Origin of the sequence: Falsigemmobacter faecalis, from assembly GCF_003863335.1 — a bacterium.
Lineage (GTDB): Bacteria > Pseudomonadota > Alphaproteobacteria > Rhodobacterales > Rhodobacteraceae > Wagnerdoeblera > Wagnerdoeblera faecalis.
In genome coordinates this window covers 25,165-42,025 of record NZ_RRAZ01000012.1, presented here as the reverse complement: position 1 = coordinate 42,025, position 16,861 = coordinate 25,165, and the positions used below count along the sequence as shown (strand labels likewise).

Here is a 16,861-nt window from a genome sequence, read left to right as displayed (position 1 = left end):
CTCTGGCGAGTGACCGGACCGGGGCGCCTGCCCCGGCCCGACCGATCAGATCACTTGTAGGTGACCGTCGACATATTGGCTTGGTTTTCCGGGTGAACGGCGAGGTTGATGCCGTCTTTCATCGCATAGGCGAGCACCTGGTTGTGGATGTTGAGGATGATCTTCTCATCCATCACGACTTTCCAGATTTCCGCGATCGACGCATTGCGGGCCTCAAGATCGGTCATCGTCGCCAGAGCCTCGATTTTCTTGTCGAGGTCCGGGTTCGAATACTGACCACCGTTATACGAGCCATAGCTGCCGCCCGGCGTATGCACGAGGAAGTCGAAGACATATTGCGAATCGAAGGGCGGCACGCCCCAGCCCAGCAGATAGAAGTCGCTCTCGCGCTTCTCGATCAGCGGGAAGTGCAGGTTGCGCGACTGCGACACCAGGTTCGCTTTGATATTGGCGCGGCTGAGCATCGCCACAACGGCCTGACAGATCGCCTCATCGTTGAGATAGCGGTCGTTCGAGCAGTTCATGTCAAAGCTGAAGCCATTGGGATAGCCGGCCTCTTTGACCAGCTCAGCCGCTTTGGCGTAATCCGGCTTGTCATAGGCATCAAGCTCGGCGGTCCAGCCATTGGCGAAGGGCGGCAGCGGCATGGCGCCGGGTTGCGACTGCCCGCGCATCACGACCTGTTTGATCGCATCGCGGTCGATCGACATATGGATCGCGTCGCGGACAGCCTGTTTGGCGAAGGGGTTGTCATCGACATTGCCCGAACGCAGCTTCGGCGACGAGACGTCATAGGCGAAGAAGATCGAGCGGTTTTCCGGGCCGTTGACCACGGTGACACCGGGGGTCTCCTGCAGGCGGTTCACGTCCTGCACCGGCACGTCCTGCACGAAATCGATCTCACCCGAGAGCAGAGCGGCCACGCGGGTCGCAGCTTCGGCGATCGGGGTATAGATCACCTCGGTCACCTGCGGCTTCTCGGCCCAGTGGTTCTCGTTCAGCGTCAGAACGGTTTTCACTTCCGGATCGCGCGAGACCAGCTTGTAGGGGCCGGTGCCATTGGTGTTGCGCACGGCGAAATTGTCTTCACCGGCAGCGAAGTTCTGCGGCTCAACAACGTTGTTCTTTTCGGCCCAGTCTTTGTCGACGATGAAGAAGTTCGTCAGGTTCTGAACGTAAAGCGGCGAGGGACCGTTCGTTTTGATGTGGACGGTGTGATCATCCACGGCCTCAGCCGAAACGGCAGCCGCGTGCAGCGCACGGAAGCCCGAGGACTCAGCCTTCACGCGGTTGAACGAGAACACCACGTCTTCGGCGGTCAGATCAGCGCCGTCGTGGAACTTTACGCCTTCGCGGATCTTAAAGACCCAGATCGAGGGATCTTCGGGATGGATGCTCCACTCGGTGGCCAGACGCGGGGTCAGCGAGCCGTCGGTTTCACGAAGAACCAGAGTCTCATAGATGTGATGCAGCAGCGTCGAGGTCGGACCTTCATTCTGCGAATGCGGATCCAGCGTCAGCGCATCGGCCGAACGGGCCCAGCGGATGGTGTTTGCATCTGCGGCCGTAAGGCTCAGCGCCAGGGTGGCAGCCGAAAGCATAAGGCCGGCTGTGGCGCGGCTGAATCGGGGCATATGAGTCATCTGGGCTCCTCCTGAGAACCGGGACCGCTGACCGGCAGTCCCATACCATTCCCGCTCCCCCGGAGCGGTGAAGTCTGTGATGTAACGAATGACGTTTGTAAGCGTCAATTCCGACGCTCCGTATTGTGCCTGAATTTCTGAAAAACGGGGCATTATAACGCAGGCGTGATAAACATTTCTGACCCGGGGTCGTCAGAATCAGCGGAGCGCCGATAATGAACGCGCCCCGGAAGCGATCCGGGGCGTATCTCAACTTCAGGCTGTCCTAAAGTCAACCGGAAGCCTTTTCCTCCAGCGCGAGCCATTCTTCCTCTGCGGCGGCCAGCGCGGCCTGCCGCTCGAGCAGCATATCTGAGGCGCGCCGGGCCTTGACCGGCTCCCGGGTGAAGAGATCCGGGCTCGCAAGAAGCTCGTTCAGCTTGCCGATTTCCGCTTCAAAGCGCTCCATGACCGCGGGCAGATCTTCGAGGCGCTTTTTATCGGTGAAGCTCAGGCCGGATTTCACCGGAGCCGCTTTGGCCACAGGTGCAGCCGAAGGGGCCGAGGATTTGCCCGATTTAGAGACCGAGAGCGCGACCGGATTGCCGCCGCGCTGGATCAGCATATCGCTCCAGCCACCGGCATAAACGGTCGCCCTGCCCTGACCTTCCAGAACCACCGTGGCGGTTGCCACGCGGTCGATGAAATCGCGGTCGTGGCTGACCAGCAGAACGGTGCCCGGGAAATCCCCCAGGATGTCCTGCAGCAGATCAAGGGTTTCGACGTCAAGATCGTTGGTCGGCTCGTCAAGGATCAGGAAGTTTGATTCGCGTGCCATCAGCCGCGCCAGCAGCAGACGTGCCTTTTCGCCGCCCGAGAGGCTTTTGACCGGTGCCCGCGCCTGGCGCTCGTCAAAGAGGAAGTCTTTCAGATAGCCCACGACGTGCTTGGGAACCCCGCGCACCATGACCTGATCCGACGCGCCCGAGACCAGCATCTGCGGGTCATTGGTCAGGCTGTCCCAGAGCGTGGCTTCGGGATCAAGCTGGGCACGCGCCTGATCAAAGACCGCGACCTCAAGGCCGGTGCCCAGCACCACGGTGCCGCTGTCGGGGGCCATCTCGCCGGTCAGCATCTTCAGAAGCGTCGTCTTGCCCGCCCCGTTGGGGCCGACGAAAGCGATCCGGTCGCCGCGCATGACGCGCAGGTCGAAATCTTTAATGACCGGGCCGTGACCGAAGTCTTTGGTGATCCCGGTGGCCTCAATCACCCGCTTGCCGGAGGTCGGCGCGGATTCGATCTCCATGGCCGCAGTGCCCTGACGGCGGATCTGCGACGAGCGCTCAGCCTTAAGCGCATCGAGCGCGCGGACGCGGCCCATATTGCGCTTACGCCGCGCCGAGATGCCCTCAACGGCCCATTTTGCTTCGGCCTTGATCTTACGGTCAAGTTTATGGCGGGCGGCGTCTTCTTCGGCCCAGACGGTGTCACGCCAGTCCTCAAAGCCATCAAAGCCCGATTCGCGCCGCCGCACCTGCCCGCGGTCAATCCAAAGCGTGCCTTTGGTCAGTCGCTTCAGGAAGGCGCGGTCGTGCGAGATCAGAACGAATGCCGAGCGCGTGGTCGACAGCTCATTCTCCAGCCATTCGATGGCCGCGATGTCGAGGTGGTTGGTCGGCTCGTCCAGCAGCATCAGCTCAGGCTCAGAGGCCATGAGCCGCGCCAGCGCCGCGCGCCGCCGCTCCCCGCCCGAAGCGGTCGAGACCGGGGTTTCCGGATCAAAGCGCAGCCCCTCGGCCACGGCCGCGATCTTCCAGTCTTCGCCATCGGGCAAAGCGGCTGAGGCGTAATCGCCAAGTGTCGCAAAACCCGAAAGATCGGGGTCCTGCTCCATATAGCCGACGGTGATGCCCGGCGGGACCACCCGGCTGCCCTGATCGGCCTCCGCCAGGGCGGCCATCACCTTCATCAGGGTGGATTTGCCCGAACCGTTGCGCCCGACCAGCGCCATACGGTCGCCGGCCTGGACCACAAGGTCAAGGTCATCAAAAACAGGGTTTCCGCCAAAGGTGAGCGTGATACCGGAGAGCTGGAGAAGGGGTGCGCGTGCCATACCCAAGGCCACTAGGACAGCCTCTGCTCAGGGTCAAGCGGGCAGGTTCAGCACAGCCTCAGGCGGCCTTAAAATTTTCTTGCAATATCTCTCTTTCGTGGCATCGTGAGCCTGCGACGTCTTTCTATCGACACCGGTCTGCCCCTGGCGCCTCGACTCCGATCTGACTTGACTGCGCCGGGCCGTCACATTCCGTGGGCGGCATCAGACAGGAGGTTTCACAATGGCCAATGGCACCGTGAAATGGTTCAACACCACCAAAGGCTACGGCTTTATCGCGCCGGAAGGCTCGTCGAAGGACGTTTTCGTTCACATCACCGCGCTTGAGCGTGCCGGCATCAATTCGCTGAAAGACGGCCAGCCGGTGACCTTTGACATCGAAAAATCGCGCGACGGCCGCGAATCCGCGACCAATATCGTGCTGGCCTGATCCGGCCGCCTCAGAGCCTTAAAAGCCCGCCTCCCGGCGGGCTTTTTCATATGCCTCTTTCGAGAGGCCCGGGTGGCATCGCTCACCATTTGTGGAAGATGAAAAAGCCCCCCGCCGCGATAAAGGCGAAGCCCACAAAGTGATTCCAGCCCAGCGGCTCTTTCAGCCAGAAAACTGAAAAGACCGCAAAGACCGACAGGGTGATGATCTCCTGAATGGTCTTCAGCTGTGCGGCGTTGAAATAGCCATATCCGATGCGATTGGCGGGCACCTGCAGCACATATTCAAAAAACGCGATCCCCCAGCTGATGAAGATCACCGTCACCAGCGAAGCCCCCGGGTGCTTCAGGTGGCCATACCAGGCAAAAGTCATAAAGACATTGGCCAGCAACAGCAGGCCGATGGTCATCAAAGGAATGGGAAGCGACATAGAGGGGCACTCTCTGAGTGATTTCCCCCTCAGACCTAGCCGAGCGGCCGCAGCCGCGCCAGATGCAGAAAAGCCCCGCTGCGGGCTGCGAAGCGGGGCCTTTCAAAGGGTCAGTCGCGAAAGCCTCAGGCTTTGCGGCTCAGGCCCAGCAGCTGATAGGTCACCAGCGCCGCGAAGGTCGAAGTGCCGATGCCGCCCAGAGCGAAGCCGCCAAAGGTCACGGTGAAATCGCCTGCGCCCAGGATCAGCGCCACACCCGCCGTAAAGAGGTTCCGCGGGTCCGAGAAATCGACCTTATTGTCGACCCAGATCCGCGCCATGGCCGAGGCAATCAGACCAAAGACCGAAACCGCCAGACCGGCCAGCACCGGAGCAGGAATGGTCTGCAGGATCGCGCCGAATTTCGGCGAGAGGCCAAGGATGATCGCAATCACCGCCGCGATCGGGAAGATCAGCGTCGAATAGACTTTGGTCATCGCCATAACGCCGATGTTTTCGGCATAGGTGGTCACACCGGTGCCGCCACCCGAGCCTGCGATCATGGTGGCCAGACCATCGCCGAGGAAGCCACGGCCGATATAGCCGTCCATGTTCTTCCCGGTGATCGAGCCGAGCGCTTTGATATGGCCAAGGTTTTCCGCCACCAGCACGATGGCGACCGGGGCGATCATGGTGATGTGGCTCCACTCAAAGACCGGCGAGGTGAAGTTCGGCAGGCCGAACCAGGCAGCCTCAGCCACTTTGGTGAAGTCGATCGCATCGACGCCCGCCACGCGGCCGCCAAAAACCAGCACCAGCACATAGCCAAAGATCATCGCCATCAGCACCGAAACCCGGCGCAGCGCCTGGCTGCCATAGCAGGAGACCATACCCATGGCGAGAACGGTCAGCAGCGCGATGGTCATGTGACCCGCCGAAGCCTCACCGCCCTTGCCAAGCTGGCTGATCGCGACCGGCGCAAGGTTCAGACCAATGGCCATCCCGATGGTGCCGGTCACCACCGGCGGCATCAGCTTTTCAACCCAGGCCGAACCCACTGCCATGACCACAAGCCCGATCAGCGCATAGATCAGACCGCAGATGACGATGCCGCCAAGCGCATGACCGATGGTCGCGCCCGGCGCACTCAGCACCGCCAGAACCACCGCGATAAAGGCAAAGGACGAGCCGAGATAGCTCGGCACCCGGCCCCCCGTCAGGATGAAGAACAACAGCGTGCCGATGCCCGAGAAGAACACCGCCACATTGGGGTCAAACCCCATGATGATCGGTGCCAGGATCGTCGAGCCCGACATGGCAAGAAGGTGTTGAAATGCCATCGGAACGGCGGCGGCTGCAGGAAGCTTCTCATCCGGCAGCACTGTGGCGCCACTCGCGGGGCGCCAGTTCGGGAAATAGCCCATTCGTGTCTCTCGGGATAACGGAGGTGTGAGGGCTGATTACGCCGATCTGCCGGAATTGCCAGCGCAAAAAGCCCGAATGCCTCAATCCTGTGCCGGAGCGGGGCTAAAATTCCGAAAAGCCCTGTAAAAACCCTTATTATTTGACCATTTGGACAAATAATAAGGGCTTAAGTCAGGCCGTTTCGGCGCCCCGTTCGGCGCGCAGCTCACGCGCAAGGGTCTCGGCGCGGTCTTTGCGGGCCATGGCGCTTTCATCGTCAAAACGCGCCAGGATCTCATAGCGAAACGCCGCCTCACCCGCGCTGTCCCAGGCCGCCTGCATGGATTTATTGGTCGCACTGCCCATCTTCAGCGTGAACCACAGCCGGTTTTGCAGCGTGTCGGGATTGGGCGTGGTGCCGATCCAGGTCTCACCGCTGGCCTCGCAGAGGACCGCATAGACGCTGGTCTCGGATGCCCGCTCTTTATAGGCGGCGATGGCAGCTTTGCGGTCGGTCTGTGTCATGATGCCCTCAGCGGCAGTAGGCCCCGTTACGGTGACGGGCCGTGTCAAAATGCAGGTGATCTTCGTGCATGCCGTCTGACCCCGGCCCCAGGGTGGTGCCGAAAATCCCGCAGGCCGCGCGATGGGCGGCACGGATCGGGCTCCCCTGACGGCCCTTATAATCGCGCAGAATTGAGAGCTTCGCGCCATTGGCAAACTGAATGCCGGAGATATCAACGGCCCTGCCCCGGCCATGCTCGGAGATCTTCGCACCTGCGCGGTGGTTGCGGGTGCGGCAGACATAGCTTCCGGCGATCTGCAGCCCCGTCACACCGCCATTGGTGGCCCCGAAGGCAGGCTTCAGCCCGCGCTGCACCCAGGCGTTCAGCGCCCGCGCGGTGTCGCAGTCCATAGTGGCCGCCTGGCTGAGGCGCACGCCGTTGACCGAAGTGATCTTCACAGGGTTGGCGATGCCGCAGCCCCCCACCCGCGCGGCGATCGGCGAGAGGGTCTCTCCCATGATCCCCGGCACGCCACAAACGGCACCGCGCGTGCCGGTGACCCCGGCCCCGATCCCTGGCGCGGGCCGCACGACCGCAGCCGGGATCACCTGACCGCCATTCTCGTTCGGATTGTGCAGCGAGGCACCCCGCCCCTGCCGCAGCGGCGCAGAGGGCGCCGGGCTGACCTGCGCGGTGCGCGCAACGGCCATGCCTGCGGGTCGGGCCGCCGGGCGCAGCGCCGGATAAAGTCCGATGGGTGTCGCAGGGCCTGCGGTGCTGACCGCGGCGGCCAGTGTCGCCCCGGGCCGCGCGCGGGGGCGCAGAGTATCAGAAGAAACCAGCGAAGCGGCGGCGGCCAGATCAGCCTGGGTTTCAGCGGCCACAGGCTGCGGCAGCGCATCAGCGCCGCCCCTTGCCTGCGGGCGAATGGTCTGAGAGGGGGCGAGGGATCCTGCCGTGTCGCGCAAAGGCGCAGCCACAAGCGGCCCGGAGGCCAGGGCGAAGGCTACCGCTGCAAGACACCAGGCTTTGATCACCCTCACTCCTTCCGATTCGGAGATGTATCGCCCACCGCAGCCGCCACGCGGCCAAAGTCCGGTGCGGCAGTATCCTGCCCCGCGTCAATAATGCCACGACGGATTGCACGGGTGCGCGTGAAGTAAGCGTGAAGCTGCTCACCGTCTTCCATGCGGATCGCACGCTGCAGCATGAACAGCTCTTCCGTGAAGCGGCCTAAGATATCGAGGGTCGCCTCTTTGTTGGTCAAAAAGACATCGCGCCACATCGTCGGATCCGAGGCCGCAATCCGGGTGAAATCCCGAAACCCCGAGGCCGAATATTTAATGACCTCTGAATTCGAGACCCGCCCCAGGTGATCGGCCACGCCCACCATGGTAAAGGCGATCAGATGCGGGGTATGCGAGACAACCGCCAGCACCAGATCATGATGCGGGGCGTCCATCTCATCGACATTGGCCCCCATGCCCTCCCAGAAAGCCCGTAGCTGCGCCACGGCTTCCGGGCGGCTCTGCGGCGTCGGCGTCAGCAGACACCAGCGGTTGCGAAAGAGGCTCGCAAAGCCCGAATGCGGGCCGGAATGCTCGGTCCCCGCCAGGGGGTGCGCGGGCACGAAATCCACGCCTTCGGGGATATGCGGGGCCACCGCCTCAATCACCGCCTGTTTCACCGAGCCCACGTCACTGACGCAGGCCCCGGGCTTCAGATGCGGGCCGATCTCCGCGGCAATGGCAGACATAGCCCCCACGGGCACGGCCAGGACGACCAGATCGGCGTCTTTCACGGCCTCTGCGGCCGTGGCGAAAACCTCATCACAAAAGCCGATCTCCAGCGCGGCTTTGCGCGTGGCCTCGGACTTTGCGTGACCGGCAACCGTTCCCACGATCCCGGCTTCGCGCATGGCATGGGCCATGGAAGAGGCAATGAGCCCCAGCCCGATCAGGGCGACACGCGGATAGATCACGCTCATTCGCGCACCCCTTTGAACTGGCCGATGGCATGGGCAACGCGGCGGCAGCCCGGCTCATCGCCGATGGTGATGCGCAGACACTGCGGCAGGCCGTAACCCGCCACCATCCGCACGATCAGCCCGCGCTCTTTGAGGAAAGCGTCACAGGCCTTTGCCTCTTCGGCATCGGCAAAACGGGCCAGAATGAAATTGGCAAAAGACGGATCCGAGGGCACACCGAAATCGGCCAGAGCCTCGGCCAGCCAACCGCGCATCCGCGCATTCTCGTTGCGGCAACGGGTCAGAAAATCCTGATCGCGCACCGCGGCCTCTGCCACCTCCAGCGCCACGGTCGAAAGGTTAAAGGGCCCCCGCACCCGGTTCAGCACCTCAATCACATGCTGCGGACCATAGCCCCAGCCCACCCGCAGACCACCAAGCCCGTAGATCTTCGAGAAGGTCCGGGTCATGATCACATTGTCACGCCCCTCCACCAATGACGCCCCCGCATCATAGCCCTGAACATATTCCGCATAGGCGCCGTCGATCACCAGCAGCACCTGAGGCGGCAAAGCAGCGGCCAGCCGCGCCATCTCGCCATTGCCGATCATGGTGCCGGTGGGGTTGTTCGGATTGGCCAGAAAGACCAGCTTCGTGCGCTCAGTGCAGGCCGCAAGGATCGCATCGACATCCGTCACGCGGTCAGCTTCCGGCACGCAGACCGGGGTGGCCCCGGCCGCCAGCGCGCTGATCTTATACATCAAAAAGCCGTGCTCGGTGTGGATCACCTCATCGCCGGGGCCCGCATAGGCCTGGCAGAGGAAATGGATGATCTCATCCGAGCCCACACCGCAGATGATCCGCGCGGGATCCAGCCCCCAGACCTCACCAATCGCCTGACGCAGGCTCAGGTGATCGGTGTTCGGATAGCGGTGCAATGAGTGAACCGCGCGGGTGAAAGCCTCACGCGCGCGGTCCGGAGCCCCGAAGGGATTCTCATTTGAGCTGAGCTTGACGACATTGCTGACGCCTGCGACCTGGGCCTGGCCTCCCTCATAAAGGGCAATATCCAGAAGGCCCGGCTGCGGGCGGATCGTCGGGTGCATGGGACGGCTCGCTTCAATCAGTTCCTGCGGGTTCTAGCCCCGGCTTACGTCTCTGACCAGAGGGAAAGACGCCCCCTGCGGGCCATCAGTATTTCGACGATTTCGCCTGCGCGGTGAACCAGTCCATCACAGCCAGCAGAACGCCCGAGAGAACGAAGGTCAGATGGATCACGGTCATCCAGAACAACTCCGTCTCACCGTATTTCGCATCCGCCGCGCTCTCACCGATTTCCATGAAACGCTTCAGCAGCGAGATGGCCGAAATGGCGACGATCGAGGCGATGACCTTCATCTTCAGCCCCGAGAAATCCACCGTCCCCATCCAGCCCGGACGGTCCTTGGCATCCTGAATATCAAGCTTGGAGACGAAGTTCTCATAGCCCGAAAACAGCACGATGACGATGAGATTGGCCGCCAGCGTCAGATCGATAAAGGTCAGCACCACCAGGATGCCGCGATCCGCGCTCATCGTCAGGACCTGCGGCACGTAATAAAAGAGGTCGCGCACAAAGATCGCCAGCAGCATCATCAAAGTGACCACGAGGCCGAGATACATCGGCGCCATCAGCCAGCGGCTGGCAAACAGCACCCGCTCGAAGCGCACTTCAACAGTAGGTTTTTCGGACATGGGACCCGTCTCAGTAAGAATTCGTCTCCCACATAGCGAAGCGCCACCGGGATTTCATCCCGCAGATGAAAAATCTTTCCCCCTGCGGCGACACGCCCCGCCTGCCCTGAAAAAACAGAGCGCCAAATGCAAAAGGCCGCGCAAAGCGCGGCCTTTCAAACAGGTCCTGAAGATCAGGATCAGTTTTTCGCGTAGTATTCGACGACCAGGTTCGGCTCCATGACGACCGGGTAGGGAACGTCCGAGAGAGCCGGGGTGCGCACGAAGGTCGCGGTCAGCTTCGAGGTGTCGACTTCCAGGTAGTCCGGGGTGTCGCGCTCGGTCAGAGCAACGGCTTCCAGAACGACCGCGAGCTGCTTCGAACGGTCACGAACAGCGATGACATCGCCTTCTTTGACGCGGTAGGAAGCGATGTTCACGCGCTGGCCGTTCACGGTGACGTGGCCGTGGTTCACGAACTGACGGGCTGCGAAGATGGTCGCCACGAATTTCGCGCGGTAAACCACTGCATCCAGACGACGCTCGAGCAGACCCACCAGGTTCTCACCGGTGTCGCCCTTGACGCGCTCAGCTTCGCCGTAGATTTTACGGAATTGCTTTTCGGTCAGGTCGCCGTAGTAACCTTTGAGCTTTTGCTTGGCGCGCAGCTGGATACCGAAGTCCGACAGTTTGGACTTGCGGCGCTGGCCGTGCTGGCCCGGGCCGTATTCGCGCTTGTTCAGCGGCGATTTGGCACGGCCCCAGATGTTTTCGCCCATGCGGCGATCAATTTTGTACTTGGCAGCGGTCCGTTTGGTCACGCTGATCTCCTTCAAAGTAAAAGCCCCTGCCCGATATCGGGCGGAGCATGAAGGGCGTTGTCCTTTCCGTCAGGACCGGACAACCGGCCCTTCAGGCGACAGGATTCCTCTTGCGAGGCCCCCCAACACCAATGAAAAGCCCCGGCGCAAACCGGGACCTCGGGGCTGATACTCCGCCCTCCCGCCCCTGTCAACGCCCCCGGCCCCGAAACTTGCCCCCGCCCTGACTTTGGCTTTTTCCAAATACTCCCGGGCGGGGTCCGGGGAGGGCAGGCAGCCCTCCCCGGCGCGCTCAGCCAGGAGCGCCGCCCCGGATCTCAGAGCGCGCGCAGCCCCTGGCGGAAGCGAAGCGCATTCCTGCGGTAACCTTCCGCGCTTTTCAAAAGCTGCGCCTGCGCCTCCGCATCGAGCATCCGCACCACTTTGCCGGGCGCCCCCATGACCAAAGCGCCATCGGGGATCTCTTTGCCCTCGGGGATCAGCGCGCCGGCCCCGATCAGACAGCCTTTGCCGATCTTTGCGCCGTTCAGGATGATCGCCCCCATGCCCACCAGAGACCCATCCCCGATGGTGCAGCCATGCAGCACCGCCTTATGGCCGATGGTGCAGTTCTCCCCCACCACCAGCGGATAGCCCATATCGGTGTGAAAGACGCAGTTCTCCTGCACATTTGAGCCGCGCCCGATGGTGATCCATTCATTATCGCCGCGCAGCACGGCGTTGAACCAGACCGAAGATCCCGCTTCCAGCCGGATCTTTCCCATCACCTGCGCGCCCGGGGCCACAAAGGCATCCGGGGCGATTTCGGGCTCAAATTCCTCCAAGGCGTAGATCATGGCGCTCCTCTCTGCCGTTCTCCCTGCGGCTTCAGTTCAGCGCCGCAAATTCCGTATCGAGGCCGCGCACGAAATCCACCAGCGCGGGCTGGCGGGCGCGGCGCAGCCGCTCGGCCTCGACGATCGTGATCAACCCGCGCGCAGCGGCGTCGATATCGTGGTTGACCAGAACATAGTCATATTCCGCCCAATGGCTGATCTCGGCCTGCGATTTCGCCATGCGCCCCGCGATCACCTCTTCGCTGTCCTGACCCCGGCCACGCAGGCGGCGCTCCAGCTCTGCGATTGAGGGCGGCAGGATAAAGACCGAGACTACATCCTGGCCCAGCGCCGAATTGCGGATCTGCTGCCCGCCCTGCCAGTCGACGTCAAACAGCGTATCGCGCCCCTCGCGCATCGCCTGCTCGACCGGGCCACGGGGGCTGCCGTAGTAATTGCCGAACACTTCCGCATGCTCCAGCATCTGGTCTGCCGCCACCATGCTCCGGAAGGTGTCATGATCGCGGAAATGATAATGCACGCCGTCCTCTTCGCCCGGACGCGGATTGCGCGTGGTGGCCGAGACCGAGAATTTCAGCGTCGGATCCCACTCCATCAGGCGGCGGGCAAGCGTGGATTTTCCCGCGCCCGAGGGCGAGGAGAGGATCAGCAAAAGACCACGACGGGCCATCGGTCACTCCAGATTCTGGACCTGTTCGCGCATCTGGTCGATCAGGTGTTTCAGATCAAGCCCGATCCGGGTGAGCGCGATGTCCCCCGATTTCGAGCAAAGCGTATTGGCCTCACGGTTGAATTCCTGGGCCAGAAAATCGAATTTGCGCCCCACCGGCGCCTCCTGCGCCAGAAGCGCACGGGCGGCCGCGATATGGGCGCTCAGACGGTCGGTCTCTTCGGTGATATCGGCTTTGACTGCAAGCAGCGCCAGTTCCTGGGCCAGCCGCGCCGGATCGGCTTCGGTGGTGCCCAGAATGCGGCGGACATTTTCCTGCAGGATCTCGGCCTGACGCGGGCGACGCGCCTCGGCGGCAGCGCGCGCTTCAATCGTCAGCGCCTCAATGGCATCGATCTGCGCCAGAAGAACGCCGCGCAAAGCCGCCCCCTCTGAGGCGCGCATGGCGTTGAAATCGGCCAGTAGTGCGTGAAAATCCGCCATCAACGGTGCCAGAAGCGCTACGGCCTCACTGTCATCGCCGGCTGCCGCCTCGGTCACGCCGCGCAGGGAAAGCACATCCCCCCCCGTCGTGGGCGCGAGAACCAGCCCGGCCTCCAGGGCCGCGGCCTGAACCCGGGCCAGCGCGGAGATGGTGGTGGCCAGCGCCGCCTCATTCACGCGGAAGGTCTCGGCGCCCTGCGCGCGCGCGAGCTTCAGATTGATGCTGACAGTGCCGCGGCTGAGCCGCTTTCCTGCCTCAGCCCGGACCGCCGCCTCAAGCCCTTCGATGAAATCCGGCACCCGCAGCCGCAGATCAAGGCCCTTGCCGTTCACCGAGCGCATATCCCAGGCCCAGGACCAGGAGGCATATGCGCCTTCGCCCTGACCACGACGGGCGGCAAAGGCAGTCATCGACAGCGGTGCAGTCTGGCTCATGGCGCGCTCCGGGGGGTGGTGTTTCCCCCTTCAACCACAGGACGCCGCAGGGGGAAAGCCCTGCGAAAGCCCGCGCGCTGCCGTCTCAGCCCGCCATCAGCCGCGACAGCCGACCCAGACGCGCCCGTTTCAACAGCGGCTTCAGCGCCTGAGGCTCGCCGGAAATGGCCTCCGCTTTGGCGCGCACCGCCTCCAGGACCCGTGCCATCACTTCGGGATGATGCGAGGCCATCTCCCACAGCAGGCCATCCGGATCGCGCCGGTCCAGCCCCTCAGAGGCGAGCACGCCTTTCGGGAAATCGGCCGCATTGACGGTGATGATCGCCTCTGCCCCGGCATGGATCGCGGCGGCGAAAACATGAAGGTCATTCTCATCCGGCAGCACCAGCCGCGCCGCAATATGGGGCGGGGGAGAGACTTCGGCCCCAGGCCAGGTGGCGCGCAGCAGCGCAATCTCGGCCCGCGCCTGATCTTCCGCGCCAGGGCCGAGCTTGCGGGTGGCCCGCGCCCATTCCTCAAGGATACGCGCCGACCAGAGCGGCTGATAAAGCCCCCCGGCGGCGGCCCCGATCAGGATCTCGCGCAGGATGGTCGGAAAGAGAACGCAGGCATCGAGCAGAAGCTTCGGTCGGCTGTGGGCAAAACTCACGGGGTCACGCCCGCTTTCACCAAAGCCGCATAGAACACCGCATCCCGGCCATAGATGTCGCGGCGATACTGCATTTTGCCCCGCGCATCGGAGAAGGCCGTGCGGTAATCGAGATGCACCGGCACCGGCTCTTCCAGAGTGATCCGCGTCTGTTTGCCGCTGTTCAGAACCCGCTGAAACAGCCCCTTCGGGTCATCGCTCTGCCGCGCGAGCAGCGCATAAGCGAAATCAAAGGGATCATTCAGCCGCACGCAGCCCGACGAAAACGCCCGCGCATCCCGCGCAAAGAGATGTTTGTCGGGGGTGTCATGCAGATAGATCGACCAGGGGTTGGGGAACATAAACTTCACCCGTCCCAGCGCATTGGACGGCCCCGGCGGCTGCTTGAGACTGAAGGGAAAATTGCGCGCACTATAGGCGGCGAAATTGATCGCCGAGCGCGGCACTTCACGACCCCGGCTGTCCACCACCTTCAAATGGCCCAGCGCATTGGGGTTGGCCTGGAGTTTGGGCAGATAATCGCGCCGGATGATGCCCGGCGGCACCGTCCAGTCGGGATTGACCTCAAGATAGGTCATGCGGTGGCTGAACTCCGGCGTGCGCTTGTCATCTTTGGTCGAGCCGATGACGGCGCGGGTCTCAAAGCTGACTTTGCCATCATCGATCAGCTTTACCGTGTAATCGGTGAGGTTCACCCAGATATGGCGATCGCCGCGCGGGATATTCGCCCAGCGCTCGCGCTCAATCGCGACGGTCACAGCGGCGAGACGGTCTTCGGCAGCGGTGTTCAGCGCACGCAGCGTGGCCTCTCCGGCGACGCCGTCGGCGGTCAGGCCCTGATCGTCCTGAAAGGCCCGGACCGCAGCGGCAATCGCCCCGTCATAGCTCGCCGTGGCACTGCGGCTGAGATAGCCCATGGCCGACAGACGATCGCGCAGCGCAATGACCTCCGGCCCCTGAGCGCCGGGGCGCAGAGATTTTGCCGCGATCCCCGGCCCCCAGCCACCCCCCGCGATCTGACGCTGCAGATCGGCGCGGGCGCGCAGCAGGCGGACATATTCCGGATTGCGCGGGCTGAGGCTGTTCAGAAGACGCTGCGGATCCGCGGCAAAAGCCGCCAGAACGGCGGGCTCTTCCGGGCGCGGCAGAGTGCGCACGATGCCAGGATCAAGGCGTGCGGGCGTCAGCACTCCGGAGCTGAGGTCGCGGGCGTAATCAAGAAGCGCGCGGGTCATGCGGATCTCAAGGCGGCCGCGATCCCCTTCAGAGCGCAGCTGCCCGAAAGCCAGCCGCAGCCCGCGGGCGTCATAGCGACTCACCGGCAGCGCGTGAAAGTCCGCACCGTCGAGCGCCGCCAGAAGGGCCGCGCGCCGGGTGATTCCCTCAGGCCCCTCCCCGGTCCAGAACGCGTCATAGCCGCGATCGCGGAAAAAGCTCTGGACGGCCTCATCCCCCGAAGCTGCTGCCGCGAGCGCCTGACGAAATCCGCTGGTCTGCGGCACCGTGGCGGGAACCATGACCGCCGTGCCACCCGTGGCCGCCCCGCTGACCTGCGCCTGAGCGCTGCCGCCCGCGGCCAGCATGAGGCCCGCCGCCATAACAAGTGCCATCCGCGACAGCGGCTGAGAAACCATCCGTGTTGACGGGTAGAATTTATCTGAAAACAAGTACATAACCCGCAACCTATATCCCTGAACCCATCCGCCTCAGCACAAAGTGCCTGATCTCAGATGTCGCAAATCCTGCCCGTTGTCTGAACCCCTGCCGCGCAGGGACCCGCTGGTTTTATGCGCTTTGCGCCCGGATGTGACAGAACTGCCACGGCATTGCAAAGACCACTCAACCGGAAAGGGGATATCCCCGTCAGGGTTCAGCCTTACGCACAGAGATTGCTCATGTTCAGCAATTTTTTGCCTATTAATGCGAAAAACCTTCCGTGTCGCACCCTCGGCGGGTTGGCCGATGGAAGATGCCATGCCATAAAACCCGGGCATTTGGGGATGCGAAACAAAAGGAACGAAGGGTATGGCGGTCTCGCAAGTTTCCGTCCGGCCCCTGAGGGACAGGCGAATAGAATGACGGATAACGGGTCTACCGATCTTTCGCGGCGTCGGCTGCTGGGGTTTTTTGCGGCCGGTGTCGTTGCTGCGGCACCCACCTACTCGAACGCGTTCGGCTTCCTGCGCGGCGCGGGGGATGTACGCCGCCTGCGGATGTATTCGGGCCGCACCGGGGAAAGCCTCGATGCCATCTACTGGATTGACGGAAAATACGTTTCGGAAGCGCTGAAAGAGATCAATCATTTCATGCGCGATGTGCGCAGCGGTTCTGTTCATAAAATCGACACCCGCACCCTTGATATTATCGCGGCCACTCACCGCATGATGGATGTCTCAGAGCCCTATATGCTGCTCTCAGGCTTCCGTTCACGCCAGACCAACAATGCACTTCGCTCCAATACCCGCGGTGTGGCCCGCAATTCGCTGCACATGACGGGCCAGGCGGCGGACCTGCGGCTGAAGTCGCGCTCAGTCAGCCAGATGGCCCGCGCAGCAGAGGCCTGCGCCTCAGGCGGCGTCGGTCGCTACTCGCGCTCCAACTTCGTCCATATGGACTGCGGCCCGATCCGCAGCTGGGGCGGCTGAACCGCAGCCCCTTTTGCAGGACGTTCCGCACAAGCCCGCCATCGGCGGGCTTTCGGCATTTTATCAATCATTTGGCACATCCTTTGGGGGAGGGTTGCGCCTTTATGATGCTCGTGCCCCGGTTGCAGAGATAACGCCCTGCCCCCGGCGAAGTTCCCC

17 protein-coding genes are annotated in these 16,861 nt (G+C 62.9%); 2 read left to right on the top strand and 15 right to left on the bottom strand.

The features are described 5' to 3' along the window. Positions 1-50: 50 nt before the first annotated feature. Positions 51-1,634, bottom strand: a complete 1,584-nt coding sequence (locus tag EG244_RS09600) for an ABC transporter substrate-binding protein (protein WP_233588968.1) — start codon at positions 1,632-1,634, stop codon at positions 51-53. A gap of 280 nt (positions 1,635-1,914) precedes the next feature. Beyond that, entirely contained in the window at positions 1,915-3,735 is a 1,821-nt protein-coding gene (locus tag EG244_RS09595) for an ABC-F family ATP-binding cassette domain-containing protein (protein ID WP_124964793.1), read from the bottom strand. A 223-nt stretch (positions 3,736-3,958) separates the two neighbouring features. On the opposite strand from EG244_RS09595, the gene EG244_RS09590 reads away from it, so the two are divergent. Continuing rightward, positions 3,959-4,165, top strand: coding sequence for a cold-shock protein (locus EG244_RS09590; RefSeq protein WP_124964792.1), 207 nt, complete (start codon positions 3,959-3,961; stop codon positions 4,163-4,165). A gap of 82 nt (positions 4,166-4,247) precedes the next feature. Here EG244_RS09590 and EG244_RS09585 read toward each other — a convergent pair whose 3' ends face one another. The 13 genes from EG244_RS09585 to EG244_RS09525 form a co-directional block, all read right to left on the bottom strand. Beyond that, positions 4,248-4,595, bottom strand: coding sequence for a DMT family protein (locus EG244_RS09585; RefSeq protein ID WP_124964791.1), 348 nt, complete (start codon positions 4,593-4,595; stop codon positions 4,248-4,250). A gap of 125 nt (positions 4,596-4,720) precedes the next feature. Continuing rightward, positions 4,721-5,998 (bottom strand): solute carrier family 23 protein, encoded by a 1,278-nt coding sequence (locus EG244_RS09580; RefSeq protein WP_124964790.1) that lies wholly within the window; start codon positions 5,996-5,998, stop codon positions 4,721-4,723. Between the two features lie 172 nt (positions 5,999-6,170). After that, positions 6,171-6,503 (bottom strand): GIY-YIG nuclease family protein, encoded by a 333-nt coding sequence (locus tag EG244_RS09575; protein WP_124964789.1) that lies wholly within the window; start codon positions 6,501-6,503, stop codon positions 6,171-6,173. A 7-nt stretch (positions 6,504-6,510) separates the two neighbouring features. After that, on the bottom strand, positions 6,511-7,521 hold the full coding sequence (locus EG244_RS09570) for an extensin-like domain-containing protein (RefSeq protein ID WP_233588967.1): 1,011 nt from the start codon (positions 7,519-7,521) through the stop codon (positions 6,511-6,513). Positions 7,522-7,523: 2 nt separating this feature from the next. Then, on the bottom strand, positions 7,524-8,471 hold the full coding sequence (locus EG244_RS09565; RefSeq protein WP_124964788.1) for a prephenate/arogenate dehydrogenase family protein: 948 nt from the start codon (positions 8,469-8,471) through the stop codon (positions 7,524-7,526). After that, complete coding sequence (hisC, locus tag EG244_RS09560; RefSeq protein ID WP_124964787.1) at positions 8,468-9,556, bottom strand: histidinol-phosphate transaminase; 1,089 nt, start codon at positions 9,554-9,556, stop codon at positions 8,468-8,470. Before hisC ends, EG244_RS09565 begins: the two co-directional genes overlap by 4 nt. A gap of 85 nt (positions 9,557-9,641) precedes the next feature. Next, a complete protein-coding gene (locus EG244_RS09555) occupies positions 9,642-10,184 on the bottom strand; it encodes a TIGR00645 family protein (protein WP_124964786.1) in 543 nt (180 codons plus the stop codon). A 179-nt stretch (positions 10,185-10,363) separates the two neighbouring features. After that, the gene (gene rpsD, locus EG244_RS09550; RefSeq protein ID WP_124964785.1) at positions 10,364-10,984 is read right to left on the bottom strand and encodes a 30S ribosomal protein S4; all 621 of its coding nucleotides are present in this window, start codon (positions 10,982-10,984) and stop codon (positions 10,364-10,366) included. A 317-nt stretch (positions 10,985-11,301) separates the two neighbouring features. Then, a complete protein-coding gene (locus EG244_RS09545; RefSeq protein WP_124964784.1) occupies positions 11,302-11,820 on the bottom strand; it encodes a gamma carbonic anhydrase family protein in 519 nt (172 codons plus the stop codon). Positions 11,821-11,851: 31 nt separating this feature from the next. Further along, on the bottom strand, positions 11,852-12,490 hold the full coding sequence (gene gmk / locus EG244_RS09540; protein WP_124964783.1) for a guanylate kinase: 639 nt from the start codon (positions 12,488-12,490) through the stop codon (positions 11,852-11,854). A gap of 3 nt (positions 12,491-12,493) precedes the next feature. Next, positions 12,494-13,408, bottom strand: coding sequence for a YicC/YloC family endoribonuclease (locus EG244_RS09535; protein ID WP_233588966.1), 915 nt, complete (start codon positions 13,406-13,408; stop codon positions 12,494-12,496). Positions 13,409-13,493: 85 nt separating this feature from the next. Then, on the bottom strand, positions 13,494-14,057 hold the full coding sequence (locus EG244_RS09530) for an RSP_2648 family PIN domain-containing protein (protein ID WP_124964782.1): 564 nt from the start codon (positions 14,055-14,057) through the stop codon (positions 13,494-13,496). Next, positions 14,054-15,667 (bottom strand): L,D-transpeptidase family protein, encoded by a 1,614-nt coding sequence (locus EG244_RS09525; protein WP_233588965.1) that lies wholly within the window; start codon positions 15,665-15,667, stop codon positions 14,054-14,056. Before EG244_RS09525 ends, EG244_RS09530 begins: the two co-directional genes overlap by 4 nt. A 465-nt stretch (positions 15,668-16,132) precedes the next feature. Between EG244_RS09525 and EG244_RS09520 the strand changes: the two genes are divergently transcribed. Continuing rightward, positions 16,133-16,702, top strand: coding sequence for a YcbK family protein (locus tag EG244_RS09520; protein WP_124964780.1), 570 nt, complete (start codon positions 16,133-16,135; stop codon positions 16,700-16,702). Positions 16,703-16,861 lie beyond the last annotated feature (159 nt).